15 protein-coding genes are annotated in these 15880 nt (G+C 64.4%); 5 read left to right on the top strand and 10 right to left on the bottom strand.

From position 1 onward, the window contains the following. Positions 1–7: 7 nt before the first annotated feature. The 6 genes from rsmA to lptF all read right to left on the bottom strand — a co-directional run bounded on the left by rsmA (position 8) and on the right by lptF (position 7652). Entirely contained in the window at positions 8–883 is an 876-nt protein-coding gene (rsmA, locus tag ACQR1W_RS00420) for a 16S rRNA (adenine(1518)-N(6)/adenine(1519)-N(6))-dimethyltransferase RsmA (protein ID WP_434848986.1), read from the bottom strand. Next, positions 880–1881, bottom strand: a complete 1002-nt coding sequence (pdxA, locus tag ACQR1W_RS00425; protein WP_434848987.1) for a 4-hydroxythreonine-4-phosphate dehydrogenase PdxA — start codon at positions 1879–1881, stop codon at positions 880–882. The genes rsmA and pdxA overlap by 4 nt, the downstream gene beginning before the upstream one ends. Continuing rightward, entirely contained in the window at positions 1881–2843 is a 963-nt protein-coding gene (locus ACQR1W_RS00430; RefSeq protein WP_434849691.1) for a SurA N-terminal domain-containing protein, read from the bottom strand. Before ACQR1W_RS00430 ends, pdxA begins: the two co-directional genes overlap by 1 nt. 68 nt (positions 2844–2911) lie before the next feature. Continuing rightward, positions 2912–5389, bottom strand: coding sequence for an LPS-assembly protein LptD (locus ACQR1W_RS00435; protein ID WP_434848988.1), 2478 nt, complete (start codon positions 5387–5389; stop codon positions 2912–2914). Further along, positions 5389–6486: an LPS export ABC transporter permease LptG gene (gene lptG, locus ACQR1W_RS00440; RefSeq protein ID WP_008970202.1), complete on the bottom strand. Its 1098-nt coding sequence runs from the start codon at positions 6484–6486 to the stop codon at positions 5389–5391. Before lptG ends, ACQR1W_RS00435 begins: the two co-directional genes overlap by 1 nt. Then, entirely contained in the window at positions 6483–7652 is a 1170-nt protein-coding gene (gene lptF, locus ACQR1W_RS00445) for an LPS export ABC transporter permease LptF (protein ID WP_008970203.1), read from the bottom strand. The genes lptG and lptF overlap by 4 nt, the downstream gene beginning before the upstream one ends. 339 nt (positions 7653–7991) lie before the next feature. Between lptF and ACQR1W_RS00450 the strand changes: the two genes are divergently transcribed. The 3 genes from ACQR1W_RS00450 to ACQR1W_RS00460 all read left to right on the top strand — a co-directional run bounded on the left by ACQR1W_RS00450 (position 7992) and on the right by ACQR1W_RS00460 (position 10673). Beyond that, positions 7992–9518 (top strand): leucyl aminopeptidase, encoded by a 1527-nt coding sequence (locus ACQR1W_RS00450; protein WP_434848989.1) that lies wholly within the window; start codon positions 7992–7994, stop codon positions 9516–9518. 8 nt (positions 9519–9526) lie between these two features. Then, a complete protein-coding gene (locus tag ACQR1W_RS00455) occupies positions 9527–9979 on the top strand; it encodes a DNA polymerase III subunit chi (protein WP_008970205.1) in 453 nt (150 codons plus the stop codon). A gap of 154 nt (positions 9980–10133) precedes the next feature. Beyond that, entirely contained in the window at positions 10134–10673 is a 540-nt protein-coding gene (locus ACQR1W_RS00460) for a hypothetical protein (RefSeq protein ID WP_434848990.1), read from the top strand. A 15-nt stretch (positions 10674–10688) separates the two neighbouring features. On the opposite strand, the gene ACQR1W_RS00465 is transcribed toward ACQR1W_RS00460, so the two are convergent. The 3 genes from ACQR1W_RS00465 to ACQR1W_RS00475 all read right to left on the bottom strand — a co-directional run bounded on the left by ACQR1W_RS00465 (position 10689) and on the right by ACQR1W_RS00475 (position 13274). After that, positions 10689–12554, bottom strand: a complete 1866-nt coding sequence (locus ACQR1W_RS00465; RefSeq protein ID WP_434848991.1) for an ABC-F family ATP-binding cassette domain-containing protein — start codon at positions 12552–12554, stop codon at positions 10689–10691. Between the two features lie 66 nt (positions 12555–12620). Next, positions 12621–12803 carry a hypothetical protein gene (locus ACQR1W_RS00470; RefSeq protein ID WP_434848992.1) on the bottom strand — a complete coding sequence of 61 codons (183 nt, stop codon included), beginning with the start codon at positions 12801–12803 and terminating at the stop codon, positions 12621–12623. Between the two features lie 204 nt (positions 12804–13007). Beyond that, entirely contained in the window at positions 13008–13274 is a 267-nt protein-coding gene (locus ACQR1W_RS00475; protein WP_434848993.1) for a sulfur globule protein precursor, read from the bottom strand. A gap of 281 nt (positions 13275–13555) precedes the next feature. On the opposite strand from ACQR1W_RS00475, the gene ndk reads away from it, so the two are divergent. Beyond that, positions 13556–13978 (top strand): nucleoside-diphosphate kinase, encoded by a 423-nt coding sequence (ndk, locus tag ACQR1W_RS00480; RefSeq protein WP_434848994.1) that lies wholly within the window; start codon positions 13556–13558, stop codon positions 13976–13978. Between the two features lie 86 nt (positions 13979–14064). Beyond that, positions 14065–14931, top strand: coding sequence for a TerC family protein (locus ACQR1W_RS00485; protein ID WP_434848995.1), 867 nt, complete (start codon positions 14065–14067; stop codon positions 14929–14931). A 109-nt stretch (positions 14932–15040) separates the two neighbouring features. On the opposite strand, the gene ACQR1W_RS00490 is transcribed toward ACQR1W_RS00485, so the two are convergent. Continuing rightward, positions 15041–15874, bottom strand: a complete 834-nt coding sequence (locus ACQR1W_RS00490) for a molybdenum storage protein subunit alpha (RefSeq protein ID WP_434848996.1) — start codon at positions 15872–15874, stop codon at positions 15041–15043. Positions 15875–15880: the final 6 nt, after the last annotated feature.

A 15880-nucleotide genomic window follows, 5' to 3' on the forward strand; every position in this document is an offset into this window, starting at 1 on the left:
TGCCTCCCTAGCTCTTATTGCTTCGATCCGTGGTCTCGGACCGCATATTGGTCAATTCGCGCGCCATGGCAACAAAGCCGGAGATCGGAATGGTCTCGGCGCGGCGGGTCGGATCGACGCCGGCTGCAGCAGCCAGCCGCGCCGGATCGGCGGGCAGCGATTTCAGGCTCTGCCGCAGCATCTTGCGGCGCTGCCCGAAGGCGGCCGCCGCCACCTGCTCGAGCGCGCGACGGTCGCAAGGTTCGGGCGCGGCGCGGGGGACCAGGCGCACCACGGAGGAGGTCACCTTGGGCTGCGGCACGAAAGCCGACGGCGAGATGTCGAACAGGATCTTGGTCTCGCAGCGCCAGTTCGCGAGCACGCCAAGCCGCCCATAGGCTTCCTCGTTTTCGCGCGCGACGATGCGCTCGGCGACCTCGCGCTGAAACATCAAGACCATCATGTCGTACCAGGGCGGCCAGGGCTCGAGCGAGAGCCAGCCGACCAGGAGGTTGGTCGCGATATTGTAGGGCAGGTTGGCGACGATCTTCGCCTTGGTCGTGCCGAGATAGGGTTTGGGATCGAACGTCCGGGCATCGGTGCAGACGATCTCGAGCCGGCCTGGATAGCGTTTCGCGATCATCTCCAGCGCCGGAATCGCGCGCTCGTCATGCTCCACGGCGATCACATGCCTGGCCCCGAGCGCGAGCAGAGCGCGCGTCAGGCCGCCCGGTCCGGGGCCGATCTCGACCACGGTCGCGTCATCCAGCGGCGCCGCTGCGCGCGCGATCCGCGCGGTGAGGTTGAGATCGAGCAGGAAATTCTGCCCCAGCGATTTGCGGGCCGAGAGCGAATGTTCGCGAATGACCTCGCGCAGCGGCGGCAGGTCATCGATCGCGCTCATGAGGAGGATGCGGCCATCCGCGCCGCGAGCCGCAGCGCGGCGATCAGGCTGGTCGGATCGGCGCTGCCGCGACCGGCAATTCCGAACGCGGTGCCATGATCGGGCGAAGTGCGGACGAAGGGCAGGCCCAAGGTGACGTTGACGCCCTCATCGAAGGCCAAGGTCTTGATCGGGATCAGCGCCTGGTCGTGATACATGCAGATCGCGCAATCATAATTCCGGCGCGCCGCCTCATGAAACATCGTGTCGGCCGGCAGCGGCCCCCGCACATCGAGCCCCGCATTACGCAAGGTCGCAATCGCAGGCGCAATGATTTCATCGTCCTCGCTGCCGAGGGTGCCGTCCTCTCCCGCATGCGGGTTGAGCCCGGAGATCGCAAGACGCGGCCGCGCGACGCCGAAATAGTGTCGCAGGCTGGCCGCGACGATGCGGGCGGTCGAGGTGATCAGCGGGCTGGTCAGCTGCTCGATCGCCTCACGCAAGGCCACGTGGATGGTCACGGGCACCACGGCCAGCACGGGCGACCACAGCATCATCACCGGCTGCGGGACCTTGCCGTTCACGGCCGCGAGTTCGGCGAGGAATTCCGTGTGGCCGGGATGGCGGAAGCCGGCGCGATACAGCACCGCTTTTGCGATCGGGTTGGTGACCATGGCGCTGGCGCGGCCGGCCTTGACGTCGTCGACGGCGCCGCGGATCGAGGCGATGGCGGAGGCTGCGCTGGTCTGATCCGGGCGGCCGGGAAGGGCGGTCGTGGTGACCCCGGTGTGAACCACCGGCAACGCCTCAGGGAAAGCACCGGCAGCGGCTTTGGGCTCGGTGGCGACGATCGGCACGTCAAGCCCGAGCAGCTTGGCGCGCTGGGCCAGGAAATCCGGATCGCCCAGCAGATAGAACGGCGGAAGCTGAAGCTCCTTGCGGCGTTCCCAGGCCTTGAGCGTGATGTCGGGTCCAATCCCTGCGGGTTCGCCCAGTGTCAGCGCGAGCGGGCTGCCCATCAGCGATATTCGATCATCGCCGCCCTGCGCACTTCCTGCAGATAGGCCTTCGACGTCGCCTCATATTTCTCGGTGTACATCTTCTCGCGGATCTCGCGCTTTTTCGGCGTATCGACGGTGGTCGGATTGCGCGCGCAAAGCGCGACCATTTCGACCCCCTGCTTGGTCACTTCTGGCGGGGTGAGATGGCCGATGGGCGTGTCGTCGAGCAGTTTCCGCAAGTTCGGCGGAATGTCGGCCGAGGTCTTGACCACGATCTCCTTGATCGCCGCGTTCTGCATGGAGCGGAAATAGGAATTGGCTTCCTGGCAGCTCTGGACGCGCGTACGCAGCGACTCCGCATCCTTCTGGCGCGCCTCGAACGCACTCTGCGCCGATCCCTTGGGCACGATCAGCACGATCGGCTGCATCTTGTACTCGAAGGCCTGGCCCTGCTGTTCGGCGTCACCGCCTGCGGCTGCGACTGCCGCCGCGACGTCCTTCTCGCCGACCTGAAGCCTTTCCTTGTAACGTCCGCGCACCAGGCTGGTCCAAACCATTTCCGCCTTGATGCGCGCTTTCAGGGTTTCCGGCCGGATCCCCTGGCTCTCCAGCGACTTCGCCAGCTGATCAGGCGACAGCCGCATGCGCGAGCCCATATTGGCAAAGGAGGAATCGATGTCGGACGCGGAGGGCTCGACGCCGAACTTCTTGCCCTCCTTGATCTTCACCTTCTCGTCGATCAGCTCGTTGAGCACTTCCTGGCGGGACTGCTGCTTATGCGTGCTGAGGAAGTTCAGCTTGGTGCGCTGCTCGATGTCGTAATCGGTGATGGGGTCGCCATTGACCATGACGACGATGCTTTGGGCGTGAGCCGCCACGGCGCTGCAGGCGAGACAGGCTGCGGCGATGCAGCCCGCCGCAACAGACCGAAGGAGAGAGAGAGCAATCGTCATGACCAAGCTTCGCTGTTCGCAACGGATTCAAACGTGAAGCGGTGTGTCTTCGACCGAAGTCGAATGCCCCCTCCCAACACCTGCCCCCGCAGCTGTTAGAAGCCCACGGACGTATTGGCAAGGGTCCGCAGACCGATCGTCAGCATGTATGTCTTGTTGAGCGTCGGGGCCGCGGTTCCCACCGTGTAATTGTAGGAGGTTACATAGCTCGCGCCCAGCGTGAAGCAATCGTCCACATAGCCTGCGCCGACGACATATTGGTTGATCTTGTTGGCCTGGAGGTCCCAGCGCGCCGCTCCGGTCACGACCCAGTTGGAGGAGACCTTGAGCGAGCCGGTGCCGAGGATGCCCTCGCGGCGGGTCAGATAGCCGATATCGGGCTGGGCCGCGTAATCGCCATAGGTCACGCCGACCGACCAGCGGTCGAAATTGGCCCTGGCTTCCGCCTCGAAGCGCTGCACGCTCAGGGTCTGCTCGTCGAAGCGGGAGCGAACGCTGAACGTATAGGTCCGGTTGGGCGAATAATCGACGCTCGCGACATAATCGGAGGCCGTCCGCTGCAGGCCGGAATCGACGCCGGTATTGGTGGCGTCGCGCACCGCGAAGGAGTTCATGCCGAACAGCTGGTAGGACTGCCCGAACACCGCCTTGACGGTTCCGCCGCGGTCGAACTGCGTGGTGGCCTGGACGCCGACATTGGCGCGTCCGCCGCCTTCGACGCGGTCGTAGCCGGAGAACTTGTCGACCGCGAACAGGTTCGAGGTGTCGAACACCAGACTTTGCGCGTCCTCGTTCGGCAGCCGGCCGGCATAGGTCTCGTTCGGGCGAACGATGACCTGGGCGATCGGCTCGATCGTCGTGGTGCCCCACGGCTGCACGTTGATGAAGGGATAGCGATATTCCAGGCCGACGGTGGGCATCACCCGCAGCGCTTGGGTGTCTCCGGTCGGCAGGAAGTTCGCCACGCCCGGCTGGTTCGAGATGTCAGAATTGATCGCGTCGGCGCGCAGGATCGCGAACGGCGTCCAGATCTGACCGATCGAGTCTGTGTAGGAACGGCGCCACTGAACCTCGGCGGTGGCGCGGGTATAGGTGCCGGGCGCCCCGCGCAGCAGACATTGCGTGGGCAGGCGCGCCATCGGATCAGCCGAGGCGACCGAGCACAGGCCGTTGGTGCTGGCCGTCGTGTTGATCGCATCGAACGACGCCGTCTGGCGCGACAAATTGACGAAGTTGGTCTTGTAGCTGACCTCTCCGCCCAGGATCGAATAGTTGAAGACGTTCTGGTAGTCGATCACCGGATAGACGACCGGCACGTTCTGCTGATTGCCCGAGAAGCTCAGGAAATACATCGTGCGCGCGTCGAAGAAGCTGCGATTGCCGACGCCGGTCAGATAAAGCTGCGAAATCGCTTCGGTCGGCAGGTTCATGAACGCGTTGTAGGGGTCCTTGAACTGCGACAGCCGGTAGTCCGACATGAAGTAGTAGTCGGACAGCGCGATGCCATCGAAACCGAACGCCCATTTGTCGTTGAGCGCAAACTGACCATGCGTCTCGACGCCGCCGCGGAACTGGCGGTCGCCGGGCTGGCCGGCGAAGGCGTTCCGATCGAGCTGATCGATGCCGTACAGCTTGACCTGGTAGGCACCATTGCTCAGGCGCTGACGGAATTCCGCCTGCAGCAACACGCCCTGTTTCGAGGTGATGCGCGGAGCGAAGGTCGCATCATAATCGGGCGCGATCGCCCAATAATACGGGATCTCGACGCCGAAGCCGTAGCCCGCCGACGAGGTGTAGCCCGGCATCAGGAAGCCGCTCTTGCGCTTCACGGTCGGGTCCGGCGTCGAGAAGTACGGCATATAGGCCATCGGAACGCCGAAGAACTCGAGCTGGGCGTTCTCGAAGTAGAGCATCTTCTCGTTCTGGTCGTGGATGATCCGGGCCCCCTTGACCTGCCAGAGCGGGGGCTTTTTCGGATTGTCCTTGCACGGCGCGCACGCCGTGTAGACGCCGTTTTCGAACACGGTGTAATTGCCGCTGGAGCGGTCGGCGCGGGTCGCCGCCATCCGCGTCTGGTCCTCAGTCTCGACGCGCAGCGAATCGACGAAGCCGTCGCGATAGTCGTCGGAGAGGTCGAGGCTGTTGGCGTAGGTGATCTTGCCGTCGGCGTCGGTCATGCGGATGTTACCCTCCGCACGCAGCCGCTTGGTCTTCTGGTCGTAGATCACCCGGTCGGCTTCGACCGAAGTGCCGTTGTAGAACAGCTGGACGTTGCCGACCGCCAACACCCGTGAGTTGTTGTAGTCGTAGTCGACCTCGGTCGCCTGCACCAGCATCTGGTTGTCGTTCGCCACCCGAGGCGGCGTCGCCTTTGGCGGGCGCGGATTGTAATTGAATCCCTGGGCTGCGGCCGGCGCCACGGCGACGAGATCGAGCGCGACGGCAGCCGCGAGCGTCAATGCAAACGCAAGCAGGGGACCCAGGACGACGGACGCGCACGCACGCACGCGGCGCGCAACAGCTTGCTGCCGGGCCACGGCAAGAGCTGATTGTCGGACGGCGACGATCGGCACTAACCGTCCTCCTGGTAGAGCAAGGCCATAAATCCGGTGAGGCCACCCACGAACACGGGGAGCCACGCCGCAGCGATCGGATCCATCAACCCAGCCTTGCTCAAATCTTCAGTCACTTTCGACAACACATAGAGCAGAAAGCCGGCGCCCACGCCACTCAAAACCATCTTTTGCACGCCGCCCATTCGGAAGAACCGGAGGCTGACGGAGGCTGCCAGCATGACCATCGCAGCCAGCAAAAATGGCTGCGCAATCAACTTATGATACTGCAGACGATAGCCTGCGGTCGCGAAGCCTGAGCTTTCCGATGAGCGGATGTAGCTCGGAAGTTGCCAAAACGACACAGTTTCGGGGGTGGAAAAGCTGTTGCGGACCTGCGCCGGGGTCAGGCTGGTCGGCAGCACGAAGGTCGCCTGATCGACCGGCGGTTCATCGAGCGAGAATCGGCGCACGGTGCGGAAGACCCAATGCCCTTCCTCGAGCGTTGCTTCGCGCGCCTCGATGCGCTCCTTGAAGTGATTCTCGTTGTCGAAACGAAACAGGGTGAGACCGGTCAGCCGCACGCCCTGCTGTTCGCTGCGCGCGGCATTGATGACCACGGCACCGTCCGGGTTGACCTGATTGAGCCAGAAGCCCGAAGCATCCTGGATGCCGCCGCCCGGGGCCGAGCCAAACAGCTCCGCCTCCATCTGCTTCGACTGCTCGCGCAGATTGGCCGACATCGGGTTGTAGGCGATCGTGGCGAGCACGCCGAGCACGATCGCGCTGGTAAGCGCGGGGGCAATGAACTGCCAGGCCGAGACGCCCGCCGCGCGGGCCACCACCAGTTCGAGGCGGCGCGATAGCGCGAGATAGCAGGTCATGGCGCCGATCAGCACGCAGAACGGCATCATCTTCTCGAGCAGCTGCGGCACGCGAAACAGCGAGGTTTCGGCCACCATCAGCGCCGAGGCGGAGGCGAGGCCGGAGGTCTTGCGCACCATCTCGATGTAATCGACCAGCACGAGCAGCACGAAAATGCTCGCGAATACGCCGACCGCCGAGACCACGAAACGGCCCGCGAAATAACGCCCAAGGGTGTTGGTGACCATGCTCATGCGGCGGCCGGCCTTCGGAACAGCCGCGCGATGCGCGCATTGGAGCGATTGATGGCTTCCATCAGCGCCGGCGGCGGCTCGACCACCACGCCGCCCACGATGATCCAGACGGAGAGGCCGATCACGCCGAACAGCATGACGTATTGCAGCAGCGCCGCAATCGGGGTTTTCACCGTCATGACCGAGCAGGCAAAGCCCGCCATGCGCACGCCGAACACCGTGAGAATCGCGCTGCCCATCGAGAAGTTGCGGCTCTGACGGGTGGTGCGCGGGGCGCCCAGAAACGCAAAAGTCAGCGCCGCAAAGGCAAAGGGATAGATCGGCGCCAGGAAGCGGTCATGCAACTCCTGCCTGAACTGTCCCGGAATTTGCTTGTAGATCGGGTCGTCTTCCGACGGGGCCATCAATTCCCACAGATAGCGCTCGCGAATGCCGAGCGTCACGTCATGGCCCTGGTTGGAGAATTTCGACATGTCGAACGCATAGCGGGCGAACGCCACCAGCGCCGGATCACGCTTGCCGACCTCGAACCGCTCGAGATTGCCGTCCTCGAGCACCAGGAACGAGCCGTCGCCATTCTTCACCACGGTGCCGTGGTCGGCGAGGATGGTGATTCGCTCCTTCGGATCGCGGCGGTCGTCGATCAGGATCCCGGCAAGCTCGCCACCCGGCTTGCGCTCCCGGATGCGGATCGTGAGATTTTGATCCAGCTGAGCAAAACGTCCGGGCTGTAGAATGTTGGCAAGCACGTCCGCGGTGATCTCGGCGTCCCATTGCTTGATCCGGCGCAGACCGTCGGGCGCCAGATAGGCGGCGATGAAGGTCACCAGCACCGCGACCGCGCAGGTGGCATAGACGAAAGGCCGGAACAGTCGGAATGGCGACATGCCAGCCGCGTTCATCACGATGATCTCGGAATCGGTCGCGAGCTTGTTCAGGGTATGCGAGACTGCGATCATGACCGCGATCGGTGAAATGACACCGATCAGGGACGGGATGACCAGACCTGTGATGCCCAGGAAGGTCACGATGGTCTGGCCCTGGCTCGTCATCAGGTCGATGCCGCGCAACGCCTGCGTAATCCAGATCACGCCTGTCAGGCTGATCAGGACCACCGCAAACGACGTGAGCGTCGTGCGGAAAATATACCTGTCGATCGACCCCATCTTGACCCGCACGAACCCGCCCGCCGCCCCCCGACGAGCACCCGTAGATTACCCCTAAAGAGGGCCCTTAGCCTACGGGCCGAACACCCCCGCAGAAGGCCAAGAATCTCATTACCATCCCTTTGATCCGTCAACAAAATGGCTGTGCCATGGCGCGGTAATAATATGCTTAAAATTTAACTATTGTGGCGCGCTGGCCACGCGGCGCTTGGCAGCGCCGCTGAAGGCGGGTCATAGTGTTGTCACCTGAGGTTCCCAAACGCCGCCAACCACGTCTTGCTCCCCGATATGGGCGGAAAGGCGTCGGCGGCTTCTGATGATGATTTGGAGGATTGCTTGATGTCCGATGCCGTCAAGGTCGGATTCGTCCCGATGTCGGCCGCGCTGCGCGGTATCGTGGTGGTGTTCTGCGACGAATCGCTGCGAATCGGGCCTGCGACCGCGAAGGCGCTCGGGCTGGCGCCCGACCTGATCAAACGGGCGGCAAGCGCCGGGCAGTTCAAGGGCAAGGACGGGGCGGTTCTTGATATGCTGGCGCCCGAGGGAATCCAGATTCAGCGTTTGATCGTGATCGGGACCGGCAAGCCCAAGGACAGCAACAAGGATGGCAAGGACAAGGATCTCAAGGACAAGGATTTCCTGAAATATGGCGGCAGTTTAGCCGGAAAGCTCAATGCGAATAGTGAGGCGGTGACGGTATTCGCCGAACTGCCAGAAGCGGCCATGACGCCGGATCAGATCAGCGCGCTCGCGACCGGCATCCGGCTGCGCGGCTATCGCTTCGACCGCTACAAGACCAAGAAAAAGGACGAGGAGGGCGGGCTCCGGGCCACCATCTCGATCGCCGTGGCCGACGTCGCGGCCGCAAAGAAGGCCTTCTTGCCGCGATCACACATTGCCGATGGCGTGATCATCGCCAGGGATCTCGTCAACGAGCCGCCCAACGTGCTCTTTCCGGAAGAATTCGCCAAGCGCGCCACGGCCTTGCGCAAGCTCGATGTCACCGTGGATGTGCTCGATGTGCCCGCGATGAAGAAGCTCGGGATGGGCGCGCTGCTCGGCGTCGCCCAGGGCTCGGCGCGGCCGGGCCGCACCGTCGTGATGCGCTACGACGGCGGCAAGCGCGGCGAGGCGCCGGTGGCCTTCATCGGCAAGGGCGTCTGCTTCGATACCGGCGGCATCTCGATCAAGCCGTCCGGCAGCATGGAGGACATGAAGGGTGATATGGGCGGCGCGGCCTGTGTGGTCGGCCTGATGCACGCGCTGGCTGCGCGCAAGGCCAAGGTCAACGTGGTCGGCGCGATCGGGCTGGTGGAGAACATGCCGGACGGCAATGCCCAGCGCCCGGGCGATATCGTGACCTCGATGTCCGGCCAGACCATCGAGATCATCAACACCGATGCCGAGGGGCGGCTGGTGCTCGCCGATGTGCTCTGGTACGTCGCGACCAAGTACAAGCCCAAATTCATGATCGACCTGGCAACGCTGACCGGCGCAATCCTGGTCGCGCTCGGCACCGAACACGCCGGCCTGTTCTCCAATAATGATGAACTCGCGGAGCGGCTGGTCACGGCCGGGCAGGAAACCGGCGAGAAGGTCTGGCGGATGCCGCTCGGCCCCGAATACGACAAGCTGATCGATTCGCAGTTCGCCGACATGAAGAACACCGGCTCGCGCCATGGCGGCTCGATCACGGCAGCGCAGTTTCTGCAGCGCTTCGTGAACGACACGCCGTGGGCGCATCTCGACATCGCGGGCACTGCGATGGGCGCGCCGAAATCCGAGATCAACCAGAGCTGGGGGTCGGGCTACGGCGTGCGGCTCTTGGATCGGCTGGTCGCCGACTTCTACGAAGCCAAACGGTAGGTTTCGGGATGACCGAGGTTCTGTTCTACCATCTGCAAAACATGTCGTTGGAAAACGTGTTGCCGCCGCTGCTGGAGAAATCCCTCGAGCGGGGCTGGCGGGTGGTGGTGCAGGCGACGTCGCCGGAGCGGACCGATGCGCTGGATGCACATTTGTGGACCTATCGTGACGATTCGTTTCTACCGCATGCCACTTGGCGCGTGGCCGATGTGGCGGACCAGCCGATCGTGCTTTCCGCGGAAGAGGGCAACCCCAACGGCGCCCATGTTCGCTTCCTTGTGGACAACGCGCCGCTGCCTGCTGATGCAGATAGCTATCAACGCATGGTCCTGGTCTTCAATGGTGACGATCCCGACGCGCTCGCGAGTGCTCGCGTGGCCTGGACGGATTGCAAGGCGCGGGGATTCGAGGTCACCTATTGGCAGGCTGACGAGCGGGGGCGCTGGCAGCGGCGGCAATAGCGAGCCGTCGCAGTTAATGATATCAGCATTTTCTCGACGCGGCATTGGCAAGGCCACGAACGTGCCGCAAAGGGATGGTGGGACAACACGTTACGGCGCTCCTGGCAAGAACTTCAATTCACCTGGAACAGGTTGCAACGCGGCAAGGTTGATCGTGCGAGACGACATCAGAAAACTTACGCGCGCTTTGGCGTTCCTCGCGCTCGCGTCGGCCGTGTCCGGCTGCTCGGGCGCATCCGACCTCCTGTCAAAGGACGCCGAATGGTTCTCACGGCCGGGCCGTCTGTTCATCCGCAACATCTCCATCGACGCGCCGCCTTTGAGCCCGGACAAGCCGGTCGTGGCTGAGGATCTCGTCAGCGCGGAGGGTGGATGCCCCGGCATGTCGCCATCCGGCGGACCGGCTGACGCCAACGCTTCGGCCGATGGTGCGGGCGGGCCGCCGCCGTCGGCCGGCACCGTCGCGCTCGGCCATACCGAATGCGACGTGGTCCGTGGCATCGGCGCACCCGACAGCGTCAATGTCTCCGGTGCAGGCGAGGCGCGCGTCGCCACCGTCACCTGGCTGCACGGTGCGCGTGCCGGCATCTACACCTTCACCGGTGGGCGGCTGAGCGCGGTCGAAAAGGCCCCGGATGCCGGCCCGCCGCCGAAGGTCGCCAAGCCGAAGGGCAAGAAGCGGGCGGCTACCTGAGCGGCATTTGCCGCACTAACCCGTCGCATCCTCATAGGCGCTGCTTGCCTCGAACCATTGCTCCTCGGCGCGCGCGAGCGCTTCGGTCGCGTTGGCGCGCGCTTTCGAGAGTTGCGCCGCCTGCTTGGGATCGCGGGTGAAGATGTCGGGCAGCGAAAGCGCCGTGTCGATCTTGGCGATGATGTCGGTGATGCGCGCGATCTCGGCTTCTGCGGCCGCGATCTTCTGCTTCAGCGAGCCGCGCTTCTCGCTACGCGGCAACTGTGGCTTCTCGGCCGCGCGCGGCCGCTCGGTCTCGCGTGCGGATGGGCTGTTGCGGGTCGACAGCACCATGCGGCGGTAATCGTCGAGATCGCCGTCGAAATTCTTCACGGCGCGATCGGCAACCACCCAGAGCTGGTCGGCACAGGCTTCGATCAGGTAGCGGTCGTGCGAGACCATGATCACCGCGCCTGGAAATTCATTGATCGCCTCCGCCAGCGCCGCGCGGCTGTCGATGTCGAGATGGTTGGTCGGCTCGTCCAGGATGATCATATTGGGACCGAAGAAGGTCGCCAGGCCCAGGAGCAGCCGGGCCTTCTCGCCGCCGGACAGGCTGCTCACGAGCGTATCGGCGGCCTTGCCGGAAAAGCCAATTGCCCCCGCGCGGGCTCGGATCTTCGATTCCGGCGCCTCCGGCATCAGCTTGCGCACGTGGCTGTAGGGTGAGCCGCTCTCGTCGAGCTCGTCGAGCTGATGCTGCGCGAAATAGGCGATTGAAAGCTTGTCGGCGCGGGTGACGTTGCCGGAAAACGGCGCCAGCCGGCCGGCGAGCAGCTTCACCAGCGTCGACTTGCCGTTGCCATTGGCGCCAAGCAGCGCAACGCGGTCGTCATTGTCGATCCGCAAGGTGACGCGGCTGAGCACCGGCTGGGACGGATCGTAGCCGACCGAGACATTGTCGACCGCGATGATCGGCGGCGACAGCGTCTTCTCCGGTGGCGGGAAGCTGATCTCCTGCACATCCTGCGTCACCAGCGCTGTGATCGGCTTCATTCGCTCCAGCATCTTGACGCGGGACTGCGCCTGACGCGCCTTGGACGCCTTGGCCTTGAAGCGGTTGACGAAATCCTGCAACCGCGCCCGCTCCGCCTCCTGCCGCTTGACCGCCTTGGCGTCGAGCATTTCGCGCGTGGCGCGCTGCTCCTCGAACGAAGAATAGCTGCCGCGGTACAGCGTCAGCTTGCCACGTTCGAGATGCAGGATCTGGTCGACCGAGGTTTCCAACAGGTCGCGGTCGTGGCTGATCACGATCACGGTGCGCGGATAATGCGCGAGATGATCCTCCAGCCACAGCGTGCCTTCGAGATCGAGATAGTTGGTCGGCTCGTCCAGCAGCAGAAGGTCGGGCGCGGCGAACAGGGTCGCCGCCAGAGCCACCCGCATGCGCCAGCCGCCGGAAAATTCGGCACAGGCGCGGGCCTGGTCGGCGGTCGAAAAACCGAGGCCGCTTAAGATCGCGGCCGCGCGCGCCGGCGCCGAATGCGCGTCGATATCGACGAGCCGGGTCTGGATTTCGGCGATCCGATGCGGATCGGTGGCAAGATCCGCTTCGCGCAGCAGCGCATCGCGCTCGAGATCGGCCTTGAGCACGACCTCGATCAGGCTTTCCGGTCCGTTCGGCGCCTCCTGCGCCAGGCTGCCGATCCGCCAGCGCGGCGGCACGCCGATCGCGCCGCTTTCCAAAGCGAGCTCGCCGCGGATCGCCTTGAACAGCGTTGATTTTCCGGTGCCGTTGCGGCCGACCAGGCCGACACGGGCGCCGGGAATGATCTGCACGGAACTGTTGTCGATCAGAAGCCGGCCGGCCAGCCGGATCGAGATGTCGGTGATGGAGAGCATGCGGGCCTTGTCACCGCAGGCGCCGTCAAACGCAACCGCTTTGTGGTCAGGCTCACCGCACCGCTGCTACTCGACCCGGAACAGGGCGTCATCGCGCCTGCCCAGCTCATCGATCAGGCGCTGCAGCTGGCAGGGCAGGTGGGAATCCGGTGGTAGGCTGCGCTGCAGCCGTTCACCCACGGCGTCGCAGATCGATCGGCTGGTCTTGCGATCGATCTCCTCGCTGAAATCTGTGGCACGGCCGGTCATGGCAGGTTCCAAACATATCAAATGTGATGCTGTACCAAGTCATGGGGGTAAAATTGGTTTCCGGTCCCGCCGAAATTGCGGGGGATTTTAGTAAAGAAAGCATGAAAATAGCCCCGGCGGGGGGCACTCGCCGGGGCTACAAGGGATCGACACTGCGGGGGGACCGAAAGCTGCGCCGATCCTAACTTGGTTGCTGCGCTTGGTTCAGTAGCAGCGGTTGACCAGGCGCCAGCGGGGCCCCCAGGGGGTCGGGACCAGCCGGCGAACGTAGCAGCCGCCATAGCCGTAGCTGTAATAGGGGCCGCCGCCGACGAAGACGCGCGGACCGTACCAGGGGCGGTGCCACCCATAGCCACCGTGCCAACCGCCATACCAGCCGCCATGCCAATGCGCCGAAGCCGCAGATGGCGCGAGGGCGGCTGCGCCCAAGGAAACGGCGGCGACCGCCATGAGGGAGAGTTTGCGCAACATGATCGTCTCCTGGATTACGGCGCCGGTGGCGCCCATACTGCACGACGCTTGAGGCTCTAAGGAGGTGGCGGTCCGTATCGATGTGATCGCCATCACCAATGCAAAGCATCTTACGTTCGCGGAGCTGAACGCCGGTGGCACGCGTTCTTCAGTCTGGGTTCAGGATTGTGAAATTGTTGTAACCGCTGCCGCAATCGAGGCGACCTGCTCGCTTGCGGTTGCCTCGGGGCGCCGATATAAGCCCGCAACCCACAAAACCTGCTCTTCTTGAGGACGACATCATGGCGACCGAGCGTACCTTTTCGATCATCAAGCCCGACGCGACCGAGCGCAATCTGACCGGTGCGATCAACGCGCTGATCGAGAAGGCGGGCCTGCGCATCGTCGCGCAGAAGCGGATCCGCATGTCCCGTGACCAGGCCGAGACGTTCTATGCCGTGCACAAGGCGCGGCCGTTTTTCGGCGAACTCGTGGACTTCATGATCTCGGGGCCGGTCGTGGTCCAGGTGCTGGAAGGCGACGGCGCCATCCTGAAATACCGCGATGTGATGGGCGCGACCGATCCGTCCAAGGCTGCCGATGGCACCATCCGCAAGCTGCATGCAAAGTCGATCGGTGAGAACTCCGTGCACGGCTCGGACGCGCCGGAAACCGCGGCTGTCGAGATTGCGCAGTTCTTCTCTGGCAACGAAATCGTCGGTTGATGGCAACGCGGCGCGCGGAGCATGAACCGATCTCCGCGCCCGCACGTGGCTGTCCGCAGCGGCGGACGGGACTGAAAGGCTAGGCTGTGAATTGGTTGTCGCAGATCGCTGATCCCGCCAATTTCAGCCTGTTGATTGCCCAATTCCAGACTGACATCCAAACGGCTGGCTTCTGGCTCGCGCTCGGCAAGATCGTCTGGATCAACGTGCTGCTCTCCGGCGACAATGCGCTGGTGATTGCGCTTGCCTGCCGCGGCCTTCATGGCCGTCACCGCTTCTGGGGCATGGTCGCGGGCTCCGGCATCGCCGTGGCGTTGCGCATCGCCTTTACCGGCATCGTCGCGACCTTGATGGCGCTGCCCTATCTGAAGCTGGTCGGCGGGTTGGCGCTGCTCGTGATCGCGGCCAAGCTCGTCGTACCCGAGGACGAGAACGACGAGATCGCCGCCGGCACGACACTGTGGCATGCGATCCGGATCGTGGTGCTCGCCGATATCGTGATGAGCCTCGACAATGTGATTGCGGTCGCGGCCGCGGCCAACGGTCAGGCCTCGCTGCTGATCCTCGGCCTTGCCATGAGCGTTCCGCTGATCATCGCTGGCGCGGCGCTGATCATGCTGGTGCTTGATCGTTTCCCGATCCTGGTCTGGTTGGGCGCAATGCTGCTCGGCTGGGTGGCCGGCGAGGTGATCGCGACCGATCCAGCGATCGAGCCGCTGTTGCACCACCTGCTGGATGGCTCGCTGGTCATGAATGTCGACGCCGTCTCGGCGCTGTTCGCCGGCAAGACCCGTTTTGGCATTCAACTCGATATCATGGAAACCGTCGTTTCGACCTTGGGGGCGCTGCTCGTGCTGATCGCGGGCTCGATCTGGCGCGGCCGCGCCCTGCAGCGGCAGGCCAAGGCGGAGCTGCTGGAAGCCGCGCCCGCGCGTGGCATCGATCTGCCGTGACGCCTGAGCGGGGCCGGTGGGTCTGACCGCCGGTACGAACTAACGAATTAACGAGATGAAGGCCGCTCGCCTCTGGCGCGCGGCCTTTTCTGTCGATGGGCTGACCCGCTCAGGCCGGATGGACGCCGGTGTGAATCAACGACCCGACGTGGTGGCCGCGCAGCGCGGCGGTCAGCCGGCCCGGCACCAGCCCGTTCACGATCTGCACGCGCGCGAGATGGCGCGCCGTCGTCATGACCTCAAGCAATGTGCGATCGAAGGGCAGGGTGCCCTCGAGCTTGGCAAGCTCAGTGGCACTGGTTTCGCGCAGCAATTGCGCCTTGGCGCCGTCGGGGCCGTTCGGGTCGGAGGTGTAGACCCCATCGACGTCCTCGACGATGGTGAGGCCGGCCGCACCAAGCGCATCCGCGATCAGGAAGGCGCCGGTGTCGGCACGGTGGGGCGGGATGCGCGAGGTCGGGAATTCGTGATGATGATAGGGCGGGAACGCGCTGCCGACCACCGCACGCGCAGCGGTGAGATGAATGGCGAGCTGGTTCGCGATGGTCGGATGCTCGATGTAGGAGACGCCTTCCGGTGCCAGCAGGCAGGCCAGGATGTGGCCGTTCTGGCCGGCCTCACTGGCGGCGAGCGGGGCCAGCGATCCCACCGGGAGGCCGAGGTCGAGGCCGACGCTGTAGAGGTGGCGGGCACGGATGCCGGCGCCGGTCAGGATCAGCAGCCGGTGCTCGGGCAGGAGCTTCCGCAGTTCGTCCACCAGCGGCAGGATCGCCTCGTGGCCGCGGTCCATGATCGCGCGGCCGCCGATCTTGACGACCTGCAGCCAGGGCAGGAGCGGGATCGGGCGGCGGCCGGCAACGGGGCGGGTGAGCTTGTCGTCGAGCAGGGTCTGGCGCGCGAGCGGGGAGGCGACGTGCTTGATGGTGTTGGTGGTGTCGTCCATGGCAGC

Origin of the sequence: Bradyrhizobium sp. HKCCYLS1011 (assembly GCF_051167795.1) — a bacterium.
In the GTDB taxonomy this organism is placed as follows: domain Bacteria; phylum Pseudomonadota; class Alphaproteobacteria; order Rhizobiales; family Xanthobacteraceae; genus Bradyrhizobium.

Bases quoted from the DNA above. Each gene is read 5' to 3' on its own strand.
- rsmA (WP_434848986.1), bottom strand. From the start codon at position 883: ATGAGCGCGATCGATGACCTGCCGCCGCTGCGCGAGGTCATTCGCGAA.
- pdxA (WP_434848987.1), bottom strand. From the start codon at position 1,881: ATGGGCAGCCCGCTCGCGCTGACACTGGGCGAACCCGCAGGGATTGGA.
- lptG (WP_008970202.1), bottom strand. From the start codon at position 6,486: ATGAGCATGGTCACCAACACCCTTGGGCGTTATTTCGCGGGCCGTTTC.
- lptF (WP_008970203.1), bottom strand. From the start codon at position 7,652: ATGGGGTCGATCGACAGGTATATTTTCCGCACGACGCTCACGTCGTTT.
- ACQR1W_RS00450 (WP_434848989.1), top strand. From the start codon at position 7,992: ATGTCCGATGCCGTCAAGGTCGGATTCGTCCCGATGTCGGCCGCGCTG.
- ACQR1W_RS00455 (WP_008970205.1), top strand. From the start codon at position 9,527: ATGACCGAGGTTCTGTTCTACCATCTGCAAAACATGTCGTTGGAAAAC.
- ACQR1W_RS00465 (WP_434848991.1), bottom strand. From the start codon at position 12,554: ATGCTCTCCATCACCGACATCTCGATCCGGCTGGCCGGCCGGCTTCTG.
- ACQR1W_RS00470 (WP_434848992.1), bottom strand. From the start codon at position 12,803: ATGACCGGCCGTGCCACAGATTTCAGCGAGGAGATCGATCGCAAGACC.
- ACQR1W_RS00475 (WP_434848993.1), bottom strand. From the start codon at position 13,274: ATGTTGCGCAAACTCTCCCTCATGGCGGTCGCCGCCGTTTCCTTGGGC.
- ndk (WP_434848994.1), top strand. From the start codon at position 13,556: ATGGCGACCGAGCGTACCTTTTCGATCATCAAGCCCGACGCGACCGAG.
- ACQR1W_RS00490 (WP_434848996.1), bottom strand. From the start codon at position 15,874: ATGGACGACACCACCAACACCATCAAGCACGTCGCCTCCCCGCTCGCG.